The sequence below is a fragment of the Alsobacter sp. KACC 23698 genome (assembly GCF_045348435.1).
Classification (GTDB): domain Bacteria; phylum Pseudomonadota; class Alphaproteobacteria; order Rhizobiales; family Beijerinckiaceae; genus Alsobacter.
The window spans coordinates 3,135,707-3,153,053 of the sequence record NZ_CP157484.1; the positions used below are offsets into that span (position 1 = coordinate 3,135,707).

Below are 17,347 nucleotides of genomic sequence, written 5' to 3' on the forward strand. Positions count from 1 at the left end.
GGGCGGAGCGGTTGCGCTCCGCCCGGGCTGGGCCGGCCGCTCAGCGGGCCCGCTGGCCAAACAGCACGGCCTGGGCGTCCTTGTCCTTCGACAGGTCGTTCTGGGCCCGCACCTCGGCCATCACGGCGACGCCGCGCTGGACGGCGGGACGCGCCATCACGGCCTCGAACCAGCGCTTCAGGTGCGGGAAGTCGTCCATGACCTGCCCTTGCCTCTCCCAGCCCCGCACCCAGCCGATGCAGGCCATGTCGGCGATGGAGTAGTCCCCGGCCAGGTAGTCGTGGTCGGCGAGGCGCGTGTTCATCACGCCATAGAGGCGGTTCACCTCGTTGGTGTAGCGGGCGATGGCGTAGGGCGTCTTCTCCGGAGCGTAGATGCGGAAATGGTGGGCCTGCCCGGCCATCGGCCCGAGGCCGCCGACCTGCCAGAACAGCCACTCCTCGACGGCGACGCGCTGGCGCTCGTCGGCGGGATAGAACCGGCCCGTCTTGCGGCCGAGATATTGCAGGATGGCGCCCGATTCGAAGACCGAGATCGGCTGGCCGCCCGGTCCGTCAGGGTCGACGATGGCCGGCATGCGGTTGTTGGGGGAGATAGCCAGAAACTCGGGCTTGAACTGCTCGCCCTTGCCGATGTTCACGGCGTGGACCGTGTAGGGCAGCCCTGTCTCCTCCAGCATGATGCTGATCTTCCAGCCATTGGGGGTCGGCCAGTAATAGAGGTCGATGGGGGTTCCGGCGGCTGCGGCCATGCGCGTGCGCTCCTCGGGTGTGACGATGGGCGCAAGGTAGGGCGAACCGGCCGCGACCGGAAGGCCGGCGCGGGATCACGAATGCGCGCCCCGCTGCGGTGCGAAACGCGCCATTTCCAAGTTCCAACTTGTAATTGATGTTTTTTGTGATCCGATTGCGGATGCGCCACGCAGCCGGAGAACCCGGCTGCGCCGGCCGGCTCGAAGAACGCCGCGCCGGGAGCGGACCGCCCAGGCGCCTGGAGGATTGAAGTCCCATGAAGACCCGCTTGATCGCATTCACGGCCTTGTTCATCGCCGCCGCGCTGCCCGTTTCGGCGCAGACCACCTCCACCAACCCCCTGAAGAAGCCTGCGCCCGCGGCTGCGGCCCCGGCCGCCCCGGCGGCGCCTGCGACCGCCGCGCCCGCCACCGAAGCCAAGAAGCCGTCCGAGGCGCAAATGGCCTCCCGCAACCGCATGAAGGAATGCGGCGCCGAGTGGCAGACCATGAAGAAGGCCGGCAAGACCGAGGGCAAGACCTGGCGCCAGTTCTCCAGCGAGTGCCTGAAGAAGAAGTGACCCGACAGGCGGCCGATACGGCGCCCCGAGGCCCCCGAACCCGCTTCGGGGGCCTTCCGATCCAGGAGAGCCTGCTGAGCTTGCTTTAGCCCGGGACGAACGTCGCCGCGGCGGGCAGGCGCTTCTTGAAGCCCGCATGGCTCTTGGCGTAGCCGAGCCGCTCGTAGAAGCGGTGCGCGTCGGTGCGTCCGGCGTTCGACATGAGTTCGCAGACGCGCGCGCCCCGGCGCGCCGCCTCGGCCTCCGCGGCGGCCACCATGCGCGCCCCGACGCCGCGCGACCGCTGGTCGCCCCGCACCTGCACGGAGCGCAGCACGGCGTGCAGCGCACCCCGGCCGGTCAGCCCCGGCATGAAGCTCAGCAGCAGCGAGCCGACCACCTCGCCGGCGTCCTCGGCGACATAGAGGACGTGGTCGGGATGGTCGGCCAGGCTCTGGAAGGCGCGGCGGTAGTCGGCTTCCGCCTCCGGGCTCCACGCGTCGCCCTGGCCGAAGCCCTGGTCCGCCGCGTGCAGCCCCACGATGGCCGGGAGGTCGGCGAGGCGCGCCTCCCGGATGACGGCGCCGGCCGCTGCGCTCACGCGGCGGCCCGGGTCTCGGGCGGCAGGATGTCGGCGGGGTCGCCGAAGCCCGGTAGCGCCCGCATGCGCGCCACCCAGGCGGTCAGGTTCGGGTACGGCGCCAGGTCGAAGCCGGCCTCGCCGACATAGTGGACCACCCCATAGACGTCGATGTCGGCGATGGTCGGCGCCTCGCCCACCAGCCAGTCGCGTCCGGCGAGCGCCTTGTCGAGGAAGCTCAGCGCCGCCGTCGCCTCGGCGGCGTACATCTGCAGGGTGGCCTCGTCGAACGTGCGGAACCCCGCCTTGGCGCCGCGGGTGCGGTACACGGGGGCAGCGAGCTTGTCCCAGACCCAGAACATCCATTCGCGGGCGGCGATGCGCTCCTCCAGCGTGGCGCCGCCGAACTTGCCGGTCTTGTCGGCGACGTATTCGAGGATGGAGGCCGACTGGCACAGGTTGCGGCCGTTGGACGTGTCCGTCAGGCAGGGCACCTGGCCGAAGCGGTTCTTGGCCAGGAACTCCGGCGACTTGTGCTGGCCGGCGCGCAGGTTGACGTGGTCATAGTCGAACGGCTCGCCCGCCAGCGCGAGCGCCAGCCCGACCTTGTAGGTGGGGCCCGAGAGATAGATGCCGTGAAGGGTGAAACGCGCGGTCATGGACGTCCTCATGCGAGGGGATGAAGCCAAGGCGCGGAGCCTACAGCTTCGCAGGCGCGCCGCAAGACGGCTGCGCGGTTGACTTCAGGCCGACGCTCACCACCTCTGCGCCGAGATCGCAGCCTGCATACGGTTCGACGGGACGCCTCCCCTTCGTTGATCCATGCTCCGGGAGACGCCTCTTTGACCGTTCCTGACTTCGTCGAGCCCATCCTGTCCTTCATCAAGACGCATGAGGGTTGGGCCATCCCGATCGTCTTCGCGCTGGCCTTCGGCGAGTCGCTGGCCTTCGTGTCGCTGCTGCTCCCCGCCACCGTGATCCTGTGGGGCATCGGCGTGATGGTGGGGGCGAGCGGCATGGCTTTCCTGCCGCTCTGGCTCGCCGCCGCCGTCGGGGCGGCGCTGGGCGACTGGCTGTCCTACTGGCTCGGCTACCACTATCACGAGCCGATCTCGCGCATGTGGCCGCTCAGCAAGCACCCGGACCTGCTGCCGCGCGGCCATGCGGCCTTCGAGAAGTGGGGTTGGGCCGGCGTATTCTTCGGCCGCTTCCTCGGCCCGCTGCGCGCCGCGGTGCCGCTGGTCGCAGGCGCCTGCCAGATGCCGCAATGGTCCTTCCAGCTCGCCAACTGGCTCTCGGCCTTCGCGTGGGCGACATGGACGCTGGGGGCCGGCGCGTTCGGGGTCGAGGCGTTGAAGGGGTGGTTTTAGCGGCCTGCTCAGTCGTAGACCCTGCTTCGATGTCCGACGCGAAGCACGAGAACAATCCATTCATTGTTCTGAATCGAAGCGATGATGCGGACATCCCCGACTCTGTAACGCCAAAGACCCGCAAGATCTCCCGAAAGAGGTTTTCCGAAACGACGTGGATCCTCGGCTGTCGCGATCCTGTCACGCAGGTATTTCTCGACCTTCAGCCTTTCGGCGTGGCCGAGCACCCGCAGTTCCTTGGCGGCGGCTGCGTCGAAAACGACACGCCAAATCACGAGGGTTCGGCGTCGCCAGACGACTCGGCTTCCAGTTCTTCAAGGCTAACCGTCGGCCCGCCACGCCGCAATCGCTCCAGCGCGAGATAACCGTCCTCGATATCGTCGAGATGACGCTCGATGGCTTCCCGCGCATAGAAGCTTTTTGTGCGGTTCGTGCGACGGGCGAGCGCCTCCAGTCTCTTTTCGAGGTCCGGCGTCAAACGAAGAGCAAGCATCGAACCCTCCTGGTGCTATACACGTATAGCACTGGATTGCTTTGACGAAAAGCGCCCTTCCCCTCCGCCGCTGCGCGGCTTCGGCCGAGGATGACGGCGAGAAATCATGCCCTCAGATCCCCAGCTTCGCCTTCAGGATGTCGTTCACGGCCTGCGGATTGGCCTTGCCGCCGGACTGCTTCATGACCTGGCCGACGAACCAGCCGATCATGGTGGGCTTGGCCTGCGCCTGCGCGACCTTGTCCGGGTTGGCGGCGATCACGGCATCCACGGCCGCCTCGATCGCGCCCGTGTCGGTGACCTGCTTCATGCCGCGGCTCTCGACGAGCGCGCGCGGGTCGCCGCCCTCGGTCCAGACGATCTCGAACAGGTCCTTGGCGATCTTGCCCGAGATTACCCCCTCGCCGATGAGGTCCACGATGCCGCCGAGCTGCGCCGGCGACACCGGCGAGGTGGTGACGTCCTTGCCTTCCTTGTTCAACCGGCCGAAGAGCTCGTTGATCACCCAGTTCGCCGCCGCCTTGCCGTCGCGGCCCTTGGCGACCGCCTCGAAATAGGCCGCCTGCTCCTGCTCGGCCACCAGCACGCCGGCGTCATAGGGCGAGAGCCCGTAGTCGGCGATGAAGCGCGCCTTCTTGGCGTCCGGCAGCTCCGGCAGGTGCTGCGCCAGCGCGTCCACATAGGCCTGGTCGAACTCCAGCGGCAGCAGGTCCGGGTCCGGGAAGTAGCGGTAGTCGTGCGCCTCTTCCTTGGAGCGCATCGAGCGCGTCTCGCCGCGGCCCGGGTCGAACAGGCGCGTCTCCTGGTCGATCGTCCCGCCATCCTCCAGAATGCCGATCTGCCGCCGCGCCTCGGTCTCGATCGCCTGCCCGATGAAGCGGATCGAGTTCACGTTCTTGATCTCGCAGCGGGTGCCGAAGGGCTCGCCCGGCCGCCGCACCGAGACGTTCACGTCGGCGCGCAGGCTCCCCTTCTCCATGTCGCCGTCGCAGGTGCCGAGGTAGCGCAAAATGGTGCGCAGCTTGGTCACATAGGCGCGCGCCTCTTCCGACGAGCGGATGTCCGGCTTCGACACGATCTCCATCAGCGCCACGCCCGAGCGGTTCAGGTCCACGAAGCTCATGGTCGGGTGCTGGTCGTGCAGCGACTTGCCGGCGTCCTGCTCCAGATGGAGCCGCTCGATGCCGACCGTGATCTGCCCGCCGCTCTCCGGCAGGTCCACCACCACCTCGCCCTCGCCCACGATGGGGCTCTTGTACTGGCTGATCTGATAGCCCTGCGGCAGGTCCGGGTAGAAGTAGTTCTTGCGGTCGAAGGTGGAGCGCAGGTTCACCTGCGCCTTCAGCCCCAGCCCGGTGCGGATCGCCTGCTTGACGCATTCCTCGTTGATGACTGGCAGCATGCCGGGCATCGCCGCGTCCACCAGCGACACGTGGTCGTTCGGCTCCCCGCCGAACTCCGTCGACGCGCCCGAGAACAGCTTCGACTTCGACGTCACCTGCGCGTGAATCTCCATGCCCACCACGATTTCCCAATCCCCGGTCGCGCCCTTGATGAGCTTCTTGGGGTCGAGCGTGCGGCTGTCGACGATGGCGTTCATCGGAGGATCTCTCGTGTCGGACGGGCCATGAGGCCGAACCCCGCTTTTCGGATCTGCGGCGCGCGGGGTCAAGGGGGCGCAAATCACCAACCGGCCGCAACCTCCGCTCGCTCACCTGCGCTACCGGCTGGCTCTATGCTAGGATGACGCCAACCCCAAGTGAGGCCGCGATGAACATCCGCACCGCCCCGCCCATGGACAAGGCGACCTTCTATCGCTGGCTGGAGCGGCAGGAGCGTCGCTGGGAGCTGGCGGACGGAGTTCCGCGCATGCTGCCCTGGGTCACCTCCAACCACGCCCGCATCTGCACGAACCTCGTGGCGTGGCTCGCGGCCCATCTCGACCGCGACGTGCACGACATCATGCAGGGCGACTTCGCCATCGAGACCGGCCCACGCTCGGTGCGCTTCGCCGACGTGATGGTCTGCCCCTTCGTGCAGGACCCGAAAGGCCGCCACACGGTGGTCGCGCCGCTCGTCGTCGAGGTGCTGTCGGAAAGCACCGAGCATGTCGCCTTCGGCGAGAAGCTGATCGAATACGGCGCCCTGGACGGCGTCGACGCCTACATGATCTGCGCGCAGGACAAGGCCGCCGTCTGGCTCTGGCTGCGCGACCCGCAGGAGGGCTGGCCCAAGGATCCTGAGATCCTGAACAGCCTGGACGGCAGCGCGCGCCTGCCGCATCTGCGGCTCGATTTGCCCCTCGCCGAGATCTATCGCCGCGTCACAGTGGCCTGAGGCTCTCCGTCAATCGAAGATCACCGCCCGCTCGCCCGCCGCGCCCCATACCCCGCCACCGCCCACAGCACCCCGGCGATGAACCGCGCCAGGGCGTGCGCGCCGCCGAAGAAGTAGCCGCCCTCGAACCAGCTGATCCCGACGAAGCGCAGCAGGAAGCTCACCGCCACGGCGGCGATCACGGCCGCAAAGCCGGCCAGCAGCAGCTTGGCGGCCTGGTCGGCCTTCCAGCCGATCCACAGGCCGATCGCCACTACCACGGGGTCGACGAAGGCCAGCAGGATCACCCAGCGATAGGGCTCGAGGTCCTGCCAGAAATGCGGGGGCATGAGCATGTCCTGATGTCAGCGCGCGATCAGCCGCCGGCCGGCGGCGCCGAAGATCCAGCCCAGCGCCGCCATGGCGGCAGCCATCGCGGCCGTGGCAAGCGGCCGGGCGTCAGCGTCGCCGCGCAAGAATTGCACAACCAGCAACACCACCAGCAGGGCGGCGGTGGCCCAGAACAACCATCGCAGCACGACGAGGCACGCGAAGGCGACGGCCGTGCTGAACACGGCTCACCACCACGCGTCGGGAAGCCTCGTCCGCCCCGCCGCCTGCTCGATCACCTCCGCGACGGAGAACAGCGTCTCCTCGTCGAACGGTCGGCCGATGAGCTGCAGCCCGAGCGGCAGCCCCTCGGACGACATGCCCGCCGGCACCGCGATGCCGGGCAGGCCGGCCATGTTCACCGTTACGGTGAAGACGTCGTTGAGGTACATCTCCACCGGGTCCGCCCCGCCCTTCTCGCCGATGCCGAAGGCGGCCGACGGCGTCGCGGGCGTCAGGATGGCGTGCACCCCCTGGGCGTAGACCTCCTCGAAGTCGCGCTTGATCAGCGTGCGGATCTTCTGCGCCTTGACGTAGTAGGCGTCGTAGTAGCCGGCCGAGAGCACATAGGCGCCGATCATGATGCGTCGGCGCACTTCCTTGCCGAAGCCCGCCGCGCGGGTCTTCTCGTACATTTCCTGGATGTCCTTGCCGGGCACGCGCAGGCCGTAGCGCACGCCGTCATAGCGCGCGAGGTTGGACGAGGCCTCGGCCGGCGCGACGATGTAGTAGGCCGGCAGGGCGTATTTCGTGTGCGGCAGCGACACGTCGACGAGCTCCGCGCCCGCCGCCTTCAGCCACTCCGCGCCCTTGCCCCACAGCGCCTCGATCTCAGCCGGCATGCCGTCGACACGGTATTCCCTCGGAATGCCGATCTTCATGCCCTTGATGGAGCGCCCCACCGCCGCCTCGTAGTCCGGCACCGCGATGTCGACGGAGGTCGTGTCCTTGGGGTCGTGCCCCGCCATGGAGCGCAGCAGGATGGCGTTGTCGCGCACCGTGCGGGCGATCGGCCCGGCCTGGTCGAGCGACGACGCGAAGGCCACGATGCCCCAGCGCGAGCAGCGGCCATAGGTGGGCTTGATGCCGACCGTGCCGGTGAACGCGGCCGGCTGGCGGATGGAGCCGCCCGTGTCGGTCGCGGTGGCGCCCAGGCACAGCCGGGCCGCCACGGCCGAGGATGACCCGCCCGAGGAGCCGCCCGGCACCAGCGCGGCGTTGGAGCCCTCGCGCCGCCACGGCGACTTCACCGGCCCGAAGGCCGAGGTCTCGTTGGACGAGCCCATCGCGAACTCGTCGTTGTTGAGCTTGCCCAGCATCACTGCCCCGTCGCGCCACAGCTGCGACGTGACGGTCGACTCGTAGGCCGGCACGAAGTTGCCGAGGATGTTGGAGCCCGCCGTCGTGCGCACGCCCTTGGTGGCGTAGAGGTCCTTGATGCCGAGCGGCAGGCCCTCGAGGGCCCCGCCCTGCCCCTTGGCCAGCTTCTCGTCCGAGGCTTTCGCCATGGCGAGCGCCTGCTCGGGAGTCTCCAGCACATAGGCGTTTAGGCCGCGTGCGGCCTCCATGGCCTTCAGGAACGCGCCGGTGATCTCCACGGAGGAGAACTGCTTCGCCTTCAGCGCGTCGCGCGCGTCGGCGAGGGTGAGGTCGGTCAGGTCGGTCATGGCTGAACTCTGGTTCTCCCGCCCGCGACAGGGCGCAGCAGGTCGCCGCAGGGCGGCGGAAAGGACGGGTGGTTACTCGACCACCTTGGGGACCATGAAGTAGTGGTCCTCGGTCATGGGCGCATTGCCGACGATGATGTCGGCGATGCCGCCGTCCGTGACTTCGTCCTGCCGCTTCTTCATCACCATGGGGGTCACGGAGGTCATCGGCTCGACGCCCGACACGTCGACCTCGTCGAGTTGCTCCACGAAGGCCAGGATGGCGTTCAGCTCGCCCTGGAGGTGCGGCACCTCCTCCTCGGTGACGGCCACCCGCGCAAGATGCGCGATGCGCCGGACGGTCGCCTGGTCGACGGACATTCGGACCTCTTGAAAATCGAGTAGCCGAGCCCCCGCCCGACCGCTGCGGTTTCTATCCCGCGCGCCTGCCAGCCGCAACAGGGGGACGCGCGCCCGCTCGGTCGCCGGGCGCACTTCTCTCCCGCGCAGCGGGGGAGATGTCGGCGCCGGCCGACAGAGGGGGTGGTCGCGCACCGCCACCGTCTTCAGATCAAGGCGCTGGACCGCCCCCTCCCTGCCCTCCCCCGCTTCGCGGGAGAGGGTTCCACTACGCGGTCACACCCCCACCGCCACGCCCTTCTCCGGCACGACCACCTTCGTGGCGCTTCCCGCCATCGCGGCGACGAATTTCTCCGCGTTCGGGTCGATGATGCCGAACGAGCCGTAGTGGCACGGGATCACGGTTTCGAACTGGAAGAACCGCCGGCAGGCCAGCGCGGCCGAGGCGGCGCCCATGGTGAAGCGGTCGCCGATGGGCACGAGGCCGATCTTGGGCGCGTAGATCTCGTGGATCAGCGCCATGTCGCCGAAGATGTCGGTGTCGCCCATGTGGTAGACGGTGGGCTCGCCCGCCGCCCGCACCACGATGCCGTTGGGGCTGCCGAGCGGGAAGCCGACGCCCGCCTCCACGAGCCCGGCCGAGTGGTCCGCCCGCACCAGCGAGACCTGGAAGCCGCCGGCGTCGATCGTGCCGCCCGTGTTCATGGGATCGAAATTCTGCACGCCCTGTGAAGCCAGATACATGCACAGGTCGTAGTTGGTGACCACCTTGGCCCCGGTCTCCTTCGCGATCGCGACCGTGTCGCCGACATGGTCGCCATGGCCGTGGGTGACCAGGATGTGCGTCACCCCGTCCACGGCCGCGGCGCGGTCGGTCGTGAAGGCGGGATTGCCGGTGAAGAAGGGATCGATGAGCACGGCCTTGCCGGCGAAATCGAGGCGGAAGGCGGAATGGCCAAACCAGGTGATCTTCATGGTCGTCTCCTCGACGCGTCCCCAAGGGTCGGCTCAGAATGTAGCGGCCGAGCCGCCGCAGGCAATCGCCGCTTCCACCGCGCATCGCTCCCCGTCCCTGCAGGAGGTCGCCATGCCCGTCCCGAACATCTTCGATCCCTTCGACATGCTGGGCCGCCTCGGCGGCGGCGTGTCCGTCCCGGTCACGCAGGACATCCGCCCGGTCTGGTTTCCCACCACGATCACCTTCGCGGGCAGCGCGCCGGTGGAGACGCGGGTCGTGTCCGACGTGGCGAGCTATGGCAGGCAGCTCGGGCTCATCACCGAAGTGGTGCTGGCGCTGGCCGGACAGGCGAGCCTCTCGCCCGAGGCCAGCCGCTCCCGGGACCGGCTGGCCGGGATCGCGAAGCGGATCGAAGCCGTCAAGAAGGCGGTCGCCGGAGAGCCCGGCGCCGAAGCCGAGCTGGCGCTGGACAGGCTGGAGCAGGCGGACCCGCGGGGCTACTCGGCCTTGCTCAAACGACGTTCCGGCCCCAAGAACAGCGGATGACCGAACCCGGCGCCGACATCACCACCCTGCTCTCCCTGCCCCGCCACGCGCGGCTTCTGGGGCTTGACCTCGGCACCAAGACCATCGGTCTGGCGCTGTCGGACGTCGAGCGCCGGATCGCGACGCCCCTGGAGACGATCCGCCGGACGAAGTTCCAGGCGGATGCGGCCGCCCTCCTCGCCCATGCGGGCAAGCATGGCGTCGCCGCGCTGGTCATGGGCATGCCGCTCAACATGGACGGCACCGAAGGCCCCCGGGTGCAGAGCACCCGCGCCTTCGCCCGCAACCTCGCCCGGCTGACGCCGCTGCCGATCCTCTACTGGGACGAGCGCCTGTCGACCGCTGCCGTCACCCGCACCCTGATCGCCGCCGACGCGTCCCGCGCCCGCCGCGACGAAGTCGTCGACAAGCTCGCCGCCGCCTACATCCTGCAGGGCCTGCTCGACCGGCTCGCCGCGATGCAGCGGCAGGCGGCGGCCGACGAGCAGCCTGGCTGGATTCCGGAGCGCTGACGCGCCCTTCCCCGCAGCGGCGCCCGCATCTTCGCTTTCGCAGCGCCGCCCGATGCTCTATTCGGCGTGCGCCCCCCGAGAGCGCCCCGCCATGCCCGTCGTCGCCGCCAGCCTGATTCCCGTCTTCCTGCTTCTGCTGACCGGTTGGGCGACGCGGGTGACCCGCGTCATCGACGAGGTCCAATGGGCCGGGTTCGAACGCGTGACCTATTTCGTCCTGTTTCCCGCGCTGGTGATCGAAACCCTCGCCAGGACGGACCTCAGGACCGTGCCGCTCCTGCCGGTCGGCGGCACGCTGGTCGCCTCCATCCTGATCGTGGCGGGCCTGCTGCTGGCGCTTCGCCCTGTCCTGAAGGAGCGCTGGAGGATCGACGGGCCGGCCTTCACGTCGGTGATGCAGGGCGCGACGCGCTGGAACACCTTCGTGGCGCTGGCGTTGGCCGGCAGCCTCTACGGTCCCGCCGGAACGACGCTGGGCGCCGTGGCCATCGCGGCCATGATCCCGCTGCTCAACGTCATCGCCGTCCTGGTGCTGTCGCGCTACGCCGCCCCCGCCCGGCTCTCCACCGGCGCGCTCCTGGGAACGCTCGCCCGCAATCCCTTCATCTGGTCCTGCGCCATCGGGCTGGCGCTGAACGTCCTGCGCCCGCCGATCCCGGCGCCGTTGATGTCCTTCGCCGACATCCTGGGCCGGGCGTCGCTCGCGGCCGGGCTGCTGGTGGTCGGAGCCGGCCTCGACCTGTCGCGGCTGCGCCGCCCCGGCCCGGCGCTCTTTCTCGCCACGGCCCTCAAGCTTGTCGTCCTGCCCGTGCTGGCCGCCGGCTTCGCCCGCCTGCTCGGCGTCACCGGGACGGGGCTCGCCGTGACCGTCCTGTGCACGGCGGTGCCGACGGCGAGCGGCTCCTACATGCTGGCCCGGCAGATGGGCGGCGACTCACCCCTGATGGCCGAGATCCTCACCGTCCAGACCCTGCTGGCGATGCTCACGCTGCCGCTGGCGCTGGCTCTCCTGGCCTGAACCGCCGCGATCGGGCGAGCATCTTGGGGATTTGCAACCCGGCGCGGCAATCAGGTTGCATGTTTATGATAGGCCAACCGGAGAATTGCACTTTTCAACCTGAGAGACCCAAGTGGGGTCTATACATTTGATAATTGTTGGGTGAAGGTGCCTGCAGTTCGCAAGAACGCACTTGTAGACGCCTTCGACATGCAACCTGTCCGGGAGCCCGCGATGCCCGCCCTCAAGCCCTCCACGTCGACCATGACCACGCCGACGCCCATCGCCTCGAACGGCCGTGCGCGCGGCTATACGCCCGCTCCTCCCGAGCCCGCCGGGACCGAGGACATCGCCCGCTACATCGCCCAGATGACCACCGAGATGGCGCTGATCGCCCGCTCGGCCAATCTCGACCTGCTCGCCTATTTCCTCGAGATGGCGAAGATCGAGGCGAACGTGACCGCCCGCCGCAGCAGCCTCACGGCGTGACGGAGCCGCCCGGCCGCAAGGACAGCAACCCGGCGCCGTGCCGCTCGATGACGCCGGCGACCTCCATGTCCAGCAGGACCGAGCGCACCGTCGCGACCGGCAGGCCGGATGCCCGCACGATGTCGTCGAGGGCGATCGGGGCCGGGCCGAGCAGGTTCGCCACGATCGCGCCGGCGTCCTGGGAGGCCGGCGGCGCCTGCAAGGCCGCGCCGCTCTCCTCGAAGGCGTAGCCTTCGACATCGACCTTCGGCGCGGCTCCGGCGGCGCCGAACAGGTCCAGTTCGTCCCAGAGCGATTCCTGCCGGGGCGCGGCGTCGCCGCCGTCGCGCATGTCCCGCGGGGGCGGGCCCGTCTCGATGAGCGGCAGCAGCGCCGCGATGACGTCCTCCGCCGAGGTCGTGAAGGTCGCGCCCTGGCGCAGCAGGTCGTTCGTTCCGGCCGCGCGCGGATCCAGCGGCGACCCGGGCACGGCGAAGACCTCCCTGCCCTGCTCCAGCGCGAAGCGCGCCGTGATCAGCGAGCCTGACTTGCGCGCCGCCTCCACCACCACGACGCCGAGCACGAGCCCGGACACGATGCGGTTGCGCCGGGGGAAGTCCCGCCCGCGCGGCTCCCAGCCCATCGGCATCTCGCTGACGCAGGCGCCGCGGTCCAGCAAGCGCTCCAGAAGGGAGGCGTGCTCGGCCGGATAGAGCTTGTCGTGGCCGCCCGCCAGGACCGCGACCGTGCCGGTCTCCAGCGTGTTTTCATGCGCCCGGGCGTCGATGCCGCGCGCCAGCCCGGACACGACCGTGAAACCCGCCGCGCCGAGGTCGCGCGCCATCCGGATGGCGATCTGCTGGCCGTTGGCCGACGCGTTACGGGAGCCCACCACGGCCACGCAGGGACGCAGCAGCGCCTCGGCCCGGCCGCGGACGCCGATCAGCGGCGGCGCCGAATCGGTCGCCGCCAGCGCGGGCGGATAGGCCGCCTCGCCCGAGGCGATGAAGCGCACGCCCAGGCGCCGCGCCGCCTCCCATTCGCGTTCGGCCTCCGCCACGGTGCAGAGCCGGACCGGCTTGGCGCCGCGGCTGCGCAGATAGTCCGGCAGGCCGGCGAGCGCCGCGCCGGCCCCGCCGAACAGGTTCACCAGCGCCCGGAAGGTGCGCGGGCCGATGCTCTCGGAGCGGATCAGCCGCAGCCAGTCGAGACGCTGGGCGTCCGTGAGGTCCGGCGCGGCCGCGCGGCCCGACCCCGGCGTCATCCCTTGCCGCCGATCCGCCCCTCGGTCCCGGCGAGGAGGCGCTGGATGTTGGCCGCGTGCTTCCACCACAGCACCGCCGCCAGCGCGGCGTAGACCGCGGCGCCGAGCGGCTGGCCGACGAGCAGCATCACGAGCGGCGCAGCCGCGCTGGCCAGCAGCGCGGAGGCGGACGAGTATTTGGTCAGGAAGGCGCAGAGCAGCCACAGGGCCGCGAAGGCCAGCGCCGGAGCCCAGCCCACCGCCGTGAAGCCCAGCCCGATCAGGCCGCCCAGGAAGGTGGCGACGCCCTTGCCGCCCTTGAAGCCCAGCCAGACCGGAGCGATGTGGCCCGCGAAGGCGCCCGCCGCCGCCGCTAGCGCCGGCTCCAGCCCCCAGCGCCAGGCGATCGCCACCGCGGCCGTTCCCTTCAGGGCGTCGCCCAGCAGGGTGGCGGCGGCCAGGCCCTTGCGGCCGGTGCGCAGCACGTTGGTCGCGCCGATATTGCCCGACCCGATCGAGCGGATGTCCTGCGTGCCCGCCGCGCGGGTGAGGATCAGGCCGAACGGGATGGAGCCGAGGAGATAGCCGAAGGCGAGGAAGACAAGGATGAGGAGCATGCGCGGGACACGGTGGATCGATCAGCCCTGCGACAGTCGCCGTCCCGGCCGCCGCCGTCAATCGCGGTCTGGGCTACGTTCAATTTCGCGACCGAAACAGAAAATACACGCAAAACGAGAAATGGCCCGGGATTTGCGGTGAAATCTTACCGGCCTTTAACCCTGGTCCATTACATGACGTTTGCGATGCGGGACAAGCTCGAGAACATCCAGATCCTGCGGGCGGTGGCCGCCTGCATGGTCCTGGCGTCTCATATCGGCACGGAGGTCGTGGACCTCGCCGGCCGCCGCGGGGTCGCGTCGAACTTCGAGATCACCCCCTGGGCCACCGGCGTCGACGTCTTCTTCGTCCTCAGCGGCTTCCTGATGCTGGCCACCGCGGGCGACGAGGCCGGCCGGCCGGGCGCGGCGGCGGCCTTCATGGGCCGGCGAATCGCCCGCATCGCGCCGCTCTACTGGCTCCTCACCACCGCGCTCGTGCTGGGCTCGCTGGCGCTGCCCGGCATGCTGCACGTGCCGATCGGCGACGCGCCGCATGTCTTCGCCTCCTACGCCTTTTGGCCGTCGCTGCGCGGGGAGGAGATCCGCCCCGTGCTGGCGTTGGGCTGGACGCTCGAATACGAGATGTTCTTCTACGCCCTGTTCGCGCTCGCCCTAATGCTGCCGCGGGGCTGGACCGTGCCGTCGCTCGCCGCGCTGATGCTGTGCGTCGTGACGGCCGGCCAGGTCTGGCGGCCGTCCAGCGTCGCCCTGCAGTTCTGGTCGAGCCCGATCATCCTGGAGTTCCTGCTCGGCGTCGGCTGCGCGGCCGCCTACCGGCGGGGCCTGCGGCTCACGTCGGCCCAGGGCGGCGCGCTGGTGGCGGTGGGCCTCGTGCTGCTGCTCCTCTCGGGCGAAGCCGCCGCGCAGCGGGACTCCTGGTTGCCCCTGGCCAGCGTCGGGCTTCCGGCGCTGCTGGTCGTCGCCGGCGCGGCGCTGTCGCCCTCCGCCCGCGACGGCCTCTTCGCCCGCATCGGCGTGGAGATCGGCGCCGCCTCCTACAGCCTCTATCTGCTGCACCCCTTCATCCTGCGGTCCCTCCGGGTCGTGTGGGACCGGTTCGAGCCGCCGCTCGGCCTGTTCTGGATCGTCTCGGCCGTGCTGGCGGTGGTCGGCTCCATCCTGCTCAGGCGCTTCGTGGAGGATCCGATGAACCGCTGGGCCAAGGAGCTGACGATCGGCTCACGCCGCCGCGCCCGGGTTCAGCCGGCCGAATAGACCACCGCGCCCGCCACCACGGTGTGGTGGACGACGCCCTGCAGGCGCGCCTCGTCGAACGGGGTGTTCTTCGACCGCGAATGCAGCGTGGCGGGGTCGAGCACGAAGGGCTCGTCCGGATCGAACACGATGAGGTCCGCCGGCGCTCCCTTGGCGAGCCGCCCCTGCGGCAAGCCGAGGATCTCGGCCGGGCGCGTCGACATCGAGCGCAGCAGCGCCGCCAGCTCCAGCTCTCCCGCATGGACCAGCCGCAGACCCGCGGCCAGCATGGTCTCCAGGCCGATCGCCCCGTCGGCGCATTCGGCGAAGGGCAGCCGCTTGGTCTCCACGTCCTGCGGATTGTGGTCCGACACGACCACGTCGACGAGCCCCTCCGCCAGCGCCTCCACCATGGCGAGCCGGTCGTCCTCATGCCGCAGCGGCGGCGAGAGCTTCAGGAAGGTCCGGTAAGGGCCGATGTCGTTCTCGTTCAGGGTCAGCGAATTGATCGAGACCCCGCAGGTCACGTCCAGCCCGTCCGACCGGGCCCGCTCGATGATGGCCAGCGAGTCCGCGCAGGAGATCATGGCGGCGTGGTAGCGCCCGCCGGTCAGCCGTACCAGCCGCAGGTCCCGCTCCAGCATGATGGTCTCCGCCTCGCGCGGGATCCCGTGCAGGCCGAGCCGGCTGGCGAGTTCGCCCTCGTTCATCACGCCGTCGCCGACGAGGTCGGGGTCCTCGCAGTGGTGCACGATGAGGCCGCCGAAATCGCGCGCATAGGTCAGCGCCCGGCGCATCACCTGGGCGTTGGTGACCGACCGCGCGCCGTCGGTCAGGAACACGGCGCCGGCCTCGGTGAGGAGGCGGATCTCCGCCATCTCGGAGCCCTTCAGCCCCTTGGTCAGCGCAGCCGCCGGCAGCATGCGCACGATGGCGGCGTCCCGGGCGCGCCGGATCAGGAAGTCCACCACGGCGGGATCGTCCACCGGCGGATGGGTGTCGGGCATGCAGACCACGGTCGTGACGCCGCCCGCCGCGGCCGCCCGGCTGGCCGAGGCCAGCGTCTCGCGATGCTCGGCGCCGGGCTCGCCCACGAAGGCGCGCATGTCGATCAGGCCCGGGGCGACCACCATGCCGCGACAGTCCACCACCGTCGCGCCGTCCGGACGCGAGCCGCGCACCGCATGGCCGAAGCCGCGGATGACGCCCGCTTCCGCGACGAGGTCGCCGCCCTCCTCCCGCCCGGAGGCCGGATCGATGAAGCGGCCATTGGCCAGGACGAGCGGGGGACCGGCCTGGTTCATGATCCTGGGACCTGGTTCGGCAGGTGGCTGGCCAGCGCCTCCAGCACGGCCATGCGCACCGCCACGCCCATCTCCACCTGCTCGCGGATGAGCGACTGGGCGCCGTCGGCGACCTCGGAGGAAATCTCGACGCCCCGGTTCATGGGCCCCGGATGCATCACGAGGGCGTCGGGCCTCGCCATGGCGAGCTTCTCGGCGTCGAGGCCGAAATAGCGGAAATACTCCTTCACGCTCGGCACGAAGGAGCCGTTCATGCGCTCGCGCTGAAGGCGCAGCATCATCACGATGTCGGCCCCGGCGAGGCCCTTGCGCATGTCGGTGAACACCTTCACGCCCATGCGCTCGATCCCCGGCGGCAGCAGGGTCGACGGCCCGATGGCCCGCACCTCGGCGCCCAGCGCGTTCAGCAGGATGATGTTGGAGCGCGCCACCCGCGAATGCAGGATGTCGCCGCAGATCGCCACCACCAGCCCGCGGACGCGGCCCTTGTTGCGGCGGATGGTCAGCGCGTCGAGCAGCGCCTGGGTGGGATGCTCGTGGGCGCCGTCGCCGGCGTTGATCACCGAACAGTCGACCTTGCGGGCGAGCAGGTGCACCGCCCCCGCCGCATGGTGGCGCACCACGATCAGGTCCGGCCGCATGGCGTTCAGCGTCATGGCCGTGTCGATCAGCGTCTCGCCCTTCTTGATGGAGGACGAGGCCACCGACATGTTCATCACGTCCGCGCCCAGCCGCTTGCCGGCGAGCTCGAAGGACGACTGCGTCCGGGTCGACGCCTCGAAGAAAAGGTTGATCTGGGTCCGGCCCCTCAGCGTGGCCTTCTTCTTCTCCACCTGCCGCGACACGTCGACCGCTTCGTCGGCCATGTCGAGCAGCGCCGTGATGTCGTGCGGAGTCAGCCCCTCGATGCCGAGAAGATGGCGATGCGGGTACCGGGGCCGGAGCGCTGACGATGTCATTTGAAGCGATTTCTATAGGCGCACGGGCCGAAGGCGGCAAGCTGCGGCGGCGCAGAAGCGGC

At 69.8% G+C, this 17,347-nt stretch carries 23 protein-coding genes; 8 read left to right on the plus strand and 15 right to left on the minus strand.

The window, feature by feature from the left end; translation table 11 throughout:
* Positions 1-40 precede the first annotated feature (40 nt).
* Positions 41-751, minus strand: a complete 711-nt coding sequence (locus ABEG18_RS14735) for a glutathione S-transferase N-terminal domain-containing protein (RefSeq protein WP_406853808.1) — start codon at positions 749-751, stop codon at positions 41-43.
* Positions 752-1,008: 257 nt separating this feature from the next.
* Between ABEG18_RS14735 and ABEG18_RS14740 the strand changes: the two genes are divergently transcribed.
* On the plus strand, positions 1,009-1,311 hold the full coding sequence (locus ABEG18_RS14740) for a hypothetical protein (RefSeq protein WP_406853809.1): 303 nt from the start codon (positions 1,009-1,011) through the stop codon (positions 1,309-1,311).
* An 85-nt stretch (positions 1,312-1,396) separates the two neighbouring features.
* Here the strand turns inward: ABEG18_RS14740 and ABEG18_RS14745 are convergent, their stop codons facing one another.
* Both ABEG18_RS14745 and ABEG18_RS14750 read right to left on the minus strand, forming a co-directional pair.
* Positions 1,397-1,891, minus strand: coding sequence for a GNAT family N-acetyltransferase (locus tag ABEG18_RS14745; protein WP_406853810.1), 495 nt, complete (start codon positions 1,889-1,891; stop codon positions 1,397-1,399).
* Positions 1,888-2,529 carry a glutathione S-transferase family protein gene (locus ABEG18_RS14750; RefSeq protein ID WP_406853811.1) on the minus strand — a complete coding sequence of 214 codons (642 nt, stop codon included), beginning with the start codon at positions 2,527-2,529 and terminating at the stop codon, positions 1,888-1,890. Before ABEG18_RS14750 ends, ABEG18_RS14745 begins: the two co-directional genes overlap by 4 nt.
* A gap of 183 nt (positions 2,530-2,712) precedes the next feature.
* Between ABEG18_RS14750 and ABEG18_RS14755 the strand changes: the two genes are divergently transcribed.
* Positions 2,713-3,240: a DedA family protein gene (locus ABEG18_RS14755; RefSeq protein ID WP_406853812.1), complete on the plus strand. Its 528-nt coding sequence runs from the start codon at positions 2,713-2,715 to the stop codon at positions 3,238-3,240.
* A gap of 8 nt (positions 3,241-3,248) precedes the next feature.
* Here ABEG18_RS14755 and ABEG18_RS14760 read toward each other — a convergent pair whose 3' ends face one another.
* The 3 genes from ABEG18_RS14760 to gatB all read right to left on the minus strand — a co-directional run bounded on the left by ABEG18_RS14760 (position 3,249) and on the right by gatB (position 5,333).
* Positions 3,249-3,515: a type II toxin-antitoxin system RelE family toxin gene (locus ABEG18_RS14760; RefSeq protein ID WP_406853813.1), complete on the minus strand. Its 267-nt coding sequence runs from the start codon at positions 3,513-3,515 to the stop codon at positions 3,249-3,251.
* A complete protein-coding gene (locus tag ABEG18_RS14765; RefSeq protein ID WP_406853814.1) occupies positions 3,512-3,733 on the minus strand; it encodes a TraY domain-containing protein in 222 nt (73 codons plus the stop codon). Before ABEG18_RS14765 ends, ABEG18_RS14760 begins: the two co-directional genes overlap by 4 nt.
* Before the next feature lie 112 nt (positions 3,734-3,845).
* On the minus strand, positions 3,846-5,333 hold the full coding sequence (gene gatB / locus ABEG18_RS14770) for an Asp-tRNA(Asn)/Glu-tRNA(Gln) amidotransferase subunit GatB (RefSeq protein WP_406853815.1): 1,488 nt from the start codon (positions 5,331-5,333) through the stop codon (positions 3,846-3,848).
* A 170-nt stretch (positions 5,334-5,503) separates the two neighbouring features.
* Here gatB and ABEG18_RS14775 point away from each other — a divergent pair, with 170 nt between their 5' ends.
* On the plus strand, positions 5,504-6,070 hold the full coding sequence (locus ABEG18_RS14775) for a Uma2 family endonuclease (RefSeq protein ID WP_406853816.1): 567 nt from the start codon (positions 5,504-5,506) through the stop codon (positions 6,068-6,070).
* Positions 6,071-6,090: 20 nt separating this feature from the next.
* Here ABEG18_RS14775 and ABEG18_RS14780 read toward each other — a convergent pair whose 3' ends face one another.
* The 5 genes from ABEG18_RS14780 to ABEG18_RS14800 form a co-directional block, all read right to left on the minus strand.
* Positions 6,091-6,399, minus strand: a complete 309-nt coding sequence (locus ABEG18_RS14780; protein ID WP_406853817.1) for a hypothetical protein — start codon at positions 6,397-6,399, stop codon at positions 6,091-6,093.
* A gap of 15 nt (positions 6,400-6,414) precedes the next feature.
* Complete coding sequence (locus ABEG18_RS14785) at positions 6,415-6,624, minus strand: hypothetical protein (protein ID WP_406853818.1); 210 nt, start codon at positions 6,622-6,624, stop codon at positions 6,415-6,417.
* A 3-nt stretch (positions 6,625-6,627) separates the two neighbouring features.
* Positions 6,628-8,106: an Asp-tRNA(Asn)/Glu-tRNA(Gln) amidotransferase subunit GatA gene (gene gatA, locus ABEG18_RS14790; RefSeq protein WP_406853819.1), complete on the minus strand. Its 1,479-nt coding sequence runs from the start codon at positions 8,104-8,106 to the stop codon at positions 6,628-6,630.
* 72 nt (positions 8,107-8,178) lie between these two features.
* Entirely contained in the window at positions 8,179-8,466 is a 288-nt protein-coding gene (gene gatC, locus ABEG18_RS14795; protein ID WP_406853820.1) for an Asp-tRNA(Asn)/Glu-tRNA(Gln) amidotransferase subunit GatC, read from the minus strand.
* 255 nt (positions 8,467-8,721) lie between these two features.
* Positions 8,722-9,420, minus strand: coding sequence for a metal-dependent hydrolase (locus ABEG18_RS14800; protein WP_406853821.1), 699 nt, complete (start codon positions 9,418-9,420; stop codon positions 8,722-8,724).
* A 112-nt stretch (positions 9,421-9,532) separates the two neighbouring features.
* Between ABEG18_RS14800 and ABEG18_RS14805 the strand changes: the two genes are divergently transcribed.
* The 4 genes from ABEG18_RS14805 to ABEG18_RS14820 all read left to right on the plus strand — a co-directional run bounded on the left by ABEG18_RS14805 (position 9,533) and on the right by ABEG18_RS14820 (position 11,947).
* A complete protein-coding gene (locus tag ABEG18_RS14805) occupies positions 9,533-9,949 on the plus strand; it encodes a hypothetical protein (RefSeq protein ID WP_406853822.1) in 417 nt (138 codons plus the stop codon).
* Positions 9,946-10,461, plus strand: coding sequence for a Holliday junction resolvase RuvX (gene ruvX / locus ABEG18_RS14810; RefSeq protein WP_406853823.1), 516 nt, complete (start codon positions 9,946-9,948; stop codon positions 10,459-10,461). The genes ABEG18_RS14805 and ruvX overlap by 4 nt, the downstream gene beginning before the upstream one ends.
* Before the next feature lie 91 nt (positions 10,462-10,552).
* Complete coding sequence (locus ABEG18_RS14815) at positions 10,553-11,479, plus strand: AEC family transporter (protein WP_406853824.1); 927 nt, start codon at positions 10,553-10,555, stop codon at positions 11,477-11,479.
* A gap of 213 nt (positions 11,480-11,692) precedes the next feature.
* Positions 11,693-11,947 (plus strand): hypothetical protein, encoded by a 255-nt coding sequence (locus tag ABEG18_RS14820; protein ID WP_406853825.1) that lies wholly within the window; start codon positions 11,693-11,695, stop codon positions 11,945-11,947.
* Here the strand turns inward: ABEG18_RS14820 and dprA are convergent.
* Positions 11,937-13,190, minus strand: coding sequence for a DNA-processing protein DprA (dprA, locus tag ABEG18_RS14825; protein WP_406853826.1), 1,254 nt, complete (start codon positions 13,188-13,190; stop codon positions 11,937-11,939). The two genes, ABEG18_RS14820 and dprA, sit on opposite strands and share 11 nt — an antisense overlap.
* Complete coding sequence (gene plsY / locus ABEG18_RS14830; protein WP_406853827.1) at positions 13,187-13,786, minus strand: glycerol-3-phosphate 1-O-acyltransferase PlsY; 600 nt, start codon at positions 13,784-13,786, stop codon at positions 13,187-13,189. Before plsY ends, dprA begins: the two co-directional genes overlap by 4 nt.
* Positions 13,787-13,972: 186 nt before the next feature.
* On the opposite strand from plsY, the gene ABEG18_RS14835 reads away from it, so the two are divergent.
* Entirely contained in the window at positions 13,973-15,043 is a 1,071-nt protein-coding gene (locus tag ABEG18_RS14835; protein ID WP_406853828.1) for an acyltransferase family protein, read from the plus strand.
* On the opposite strand, the gene ABEG18_RS14840 is transcribed toward ABEG18_RS14835, so the two are convergent.
* The gene (locus ABEG18_RS14840) at positions 15,028-16,326 is read right to left on the minus strand and encodes a dihydroorotase (protein ID WP_406853829.1); all 1,299 of its coding nucleotides are present in this window, start codon (positions 16,324-16,326) and stop codon (positions 15,028-15,030) included. The two genes, ABEG18_RS14835 and ABEG18_RS14840, sit on opposite strands and share 16 nt — an antisense overlap.
* A complete protein-coding gene (locus ABEG18_RS14845; RefSeq protein ID WP_406853830.1) occupies positions 16,323-17,285 on the minus strand; it encodes an aspartate carbamoyltransferase catalytic subunit in 963 nt (320 codons plus the stop codon). Before ABEG18_RS14845 ends, ABEG18_RS14840 begins: the two co-directional genes overlap by 4 nt.
* Positions 17,286-17,347 lie beyond the last annotated feature (62 nt).

Bases quoted from the DNA above. Each gene is read 5' to 3' on its own strand.
- ABEG18_RS14735 (WP_406853808.1), bottom strand. From the start codon at position 751: ATGGCCGCAGCCGCCGGAACCCCCATCGACCTCTATTACTGGCCGACC.
- ABEG18_RS14740 (WP_406853809.1), top strand. From the start codon at position 1,009: ATGAAGACCCGCTTGATCGCATTCACGGCCTTGTTCATCGCCGCCGCG.
- ABEG18_RS14750 (WP_406853811.1), bottom strand. From the start codon at position 2,529: ATGACCGCGCGTTTCACCCTTCACGGCATCTATCTCTCGGGCCCCACC.
- ABEG18_RS14765 (WP_406853814.1), bottom strand. From the start codon at position 3,733: ATGCTTGCTCTTCGTTTGACGCCGGACCTCGAAAAGAGACTGGAGGCG.
- gatB (WP_406853815.1), bottom strand. From the start codon at position 5,333: ATGAACGCCATCGTCGACAGCCGCACGCTCGACCCCAAGAAGCTCATC.
- ABEG18_RS14775 (WP_406853816.1), top strand. From the start codon at position 5,504: ATGAACATCCGCACCGCCCCGCCCATGGACAAGGCGACCTTCTATCGC.
- ABEG18_RS14780 (WP_406853817.1), bottom strand. From the start codon at position 6,399: ATGCCCCCGCATTTCTGGCAGGACCTCGAGCCCTATCGCTGGGTGATC.
- gatA (WP_406853819.1), bottom strand. From the start codon at position 8,106: ATGACCGACCTGACCGACCTCACCCTCGCCGACGCGCGCGACGCGCTG.
- gatC (WP_406853820.1), bottom strand. From the start codon at position 8,466: ATGTCCGTCGACCAGGCGACCGTCCGGCGCATCGCGCATCTTGCGCGG.
- ABEG18_RS14800 (WP_406853821.1), bottom strand. From the start codon at position 9,420: ATGAAGATCACCTGGTTTGGCCATTCCGCCTTCCGCCTCGATTTCGCC.
- ABEG18_RS14805 (WP_406853822.1), top strand. From the start codon at position 9,533: ATGCCCGTCCCGAACATCTTCGATCCCTTCGACATGCTGGGCCGCCTC.
- ruvX (WP_406853823.1), top strand. From the start codon at position 9,946: ATGACCGAACCCGGCGCCGACATCACCACCCTGCTCTCCCTGCCCCGC.
- ABEG18_RS14815 (WP_406853824.1), top strand. From the start codon at position 10,553: ATGCCCGTCGTCGCCGCCAGCCTGATTCCCGTCTTCCTGCTTCTGCTG.
- ABEG18_RS14820 (WP_406853825.1), top strand. From the start codon at position 11,693: ATGCCCGCCCTCAAGCCCTCCACGTCGACCATGACCACGCCGACGCCC.
- dprA (WP_406853826.1), bottom strand. From the start codon at position 13,190: ATGACGCCGGGGTCGGGCCGCGCGGCCGCGCCGGACCTCACGGACGCC.
- plsY (WP_406853827.1), bottom strand. From the start codon at position 13,786: ATGCTCCTCATCCTTGTCTTCCTCGCCTTCGGCTATCTCCTCGGCTCC.
- ABEG18_RS14835 (WP_406853828.1), top strand. From the start codon at position 13,973: ATGCGGGACAAGCTCGAGAACATCCAGATCCTGCGGGCGGTGGCCGCC.
- ABEG18_RS14840 (WP_406853829.1), bottom strand. From the start codon at position 16,326: ATGAACCAGGCCGGTCCCCCGCTCGTCCTGGCCAATGGCCGCTTCATC.
- ABEG18_RS14845 (WP_406853830.1), bottom strand. From the start codon at position 17,285: ATGACATCGTCAGCGCTCCGGCCCCGGTACCCGCATCGCCATCTTCTC.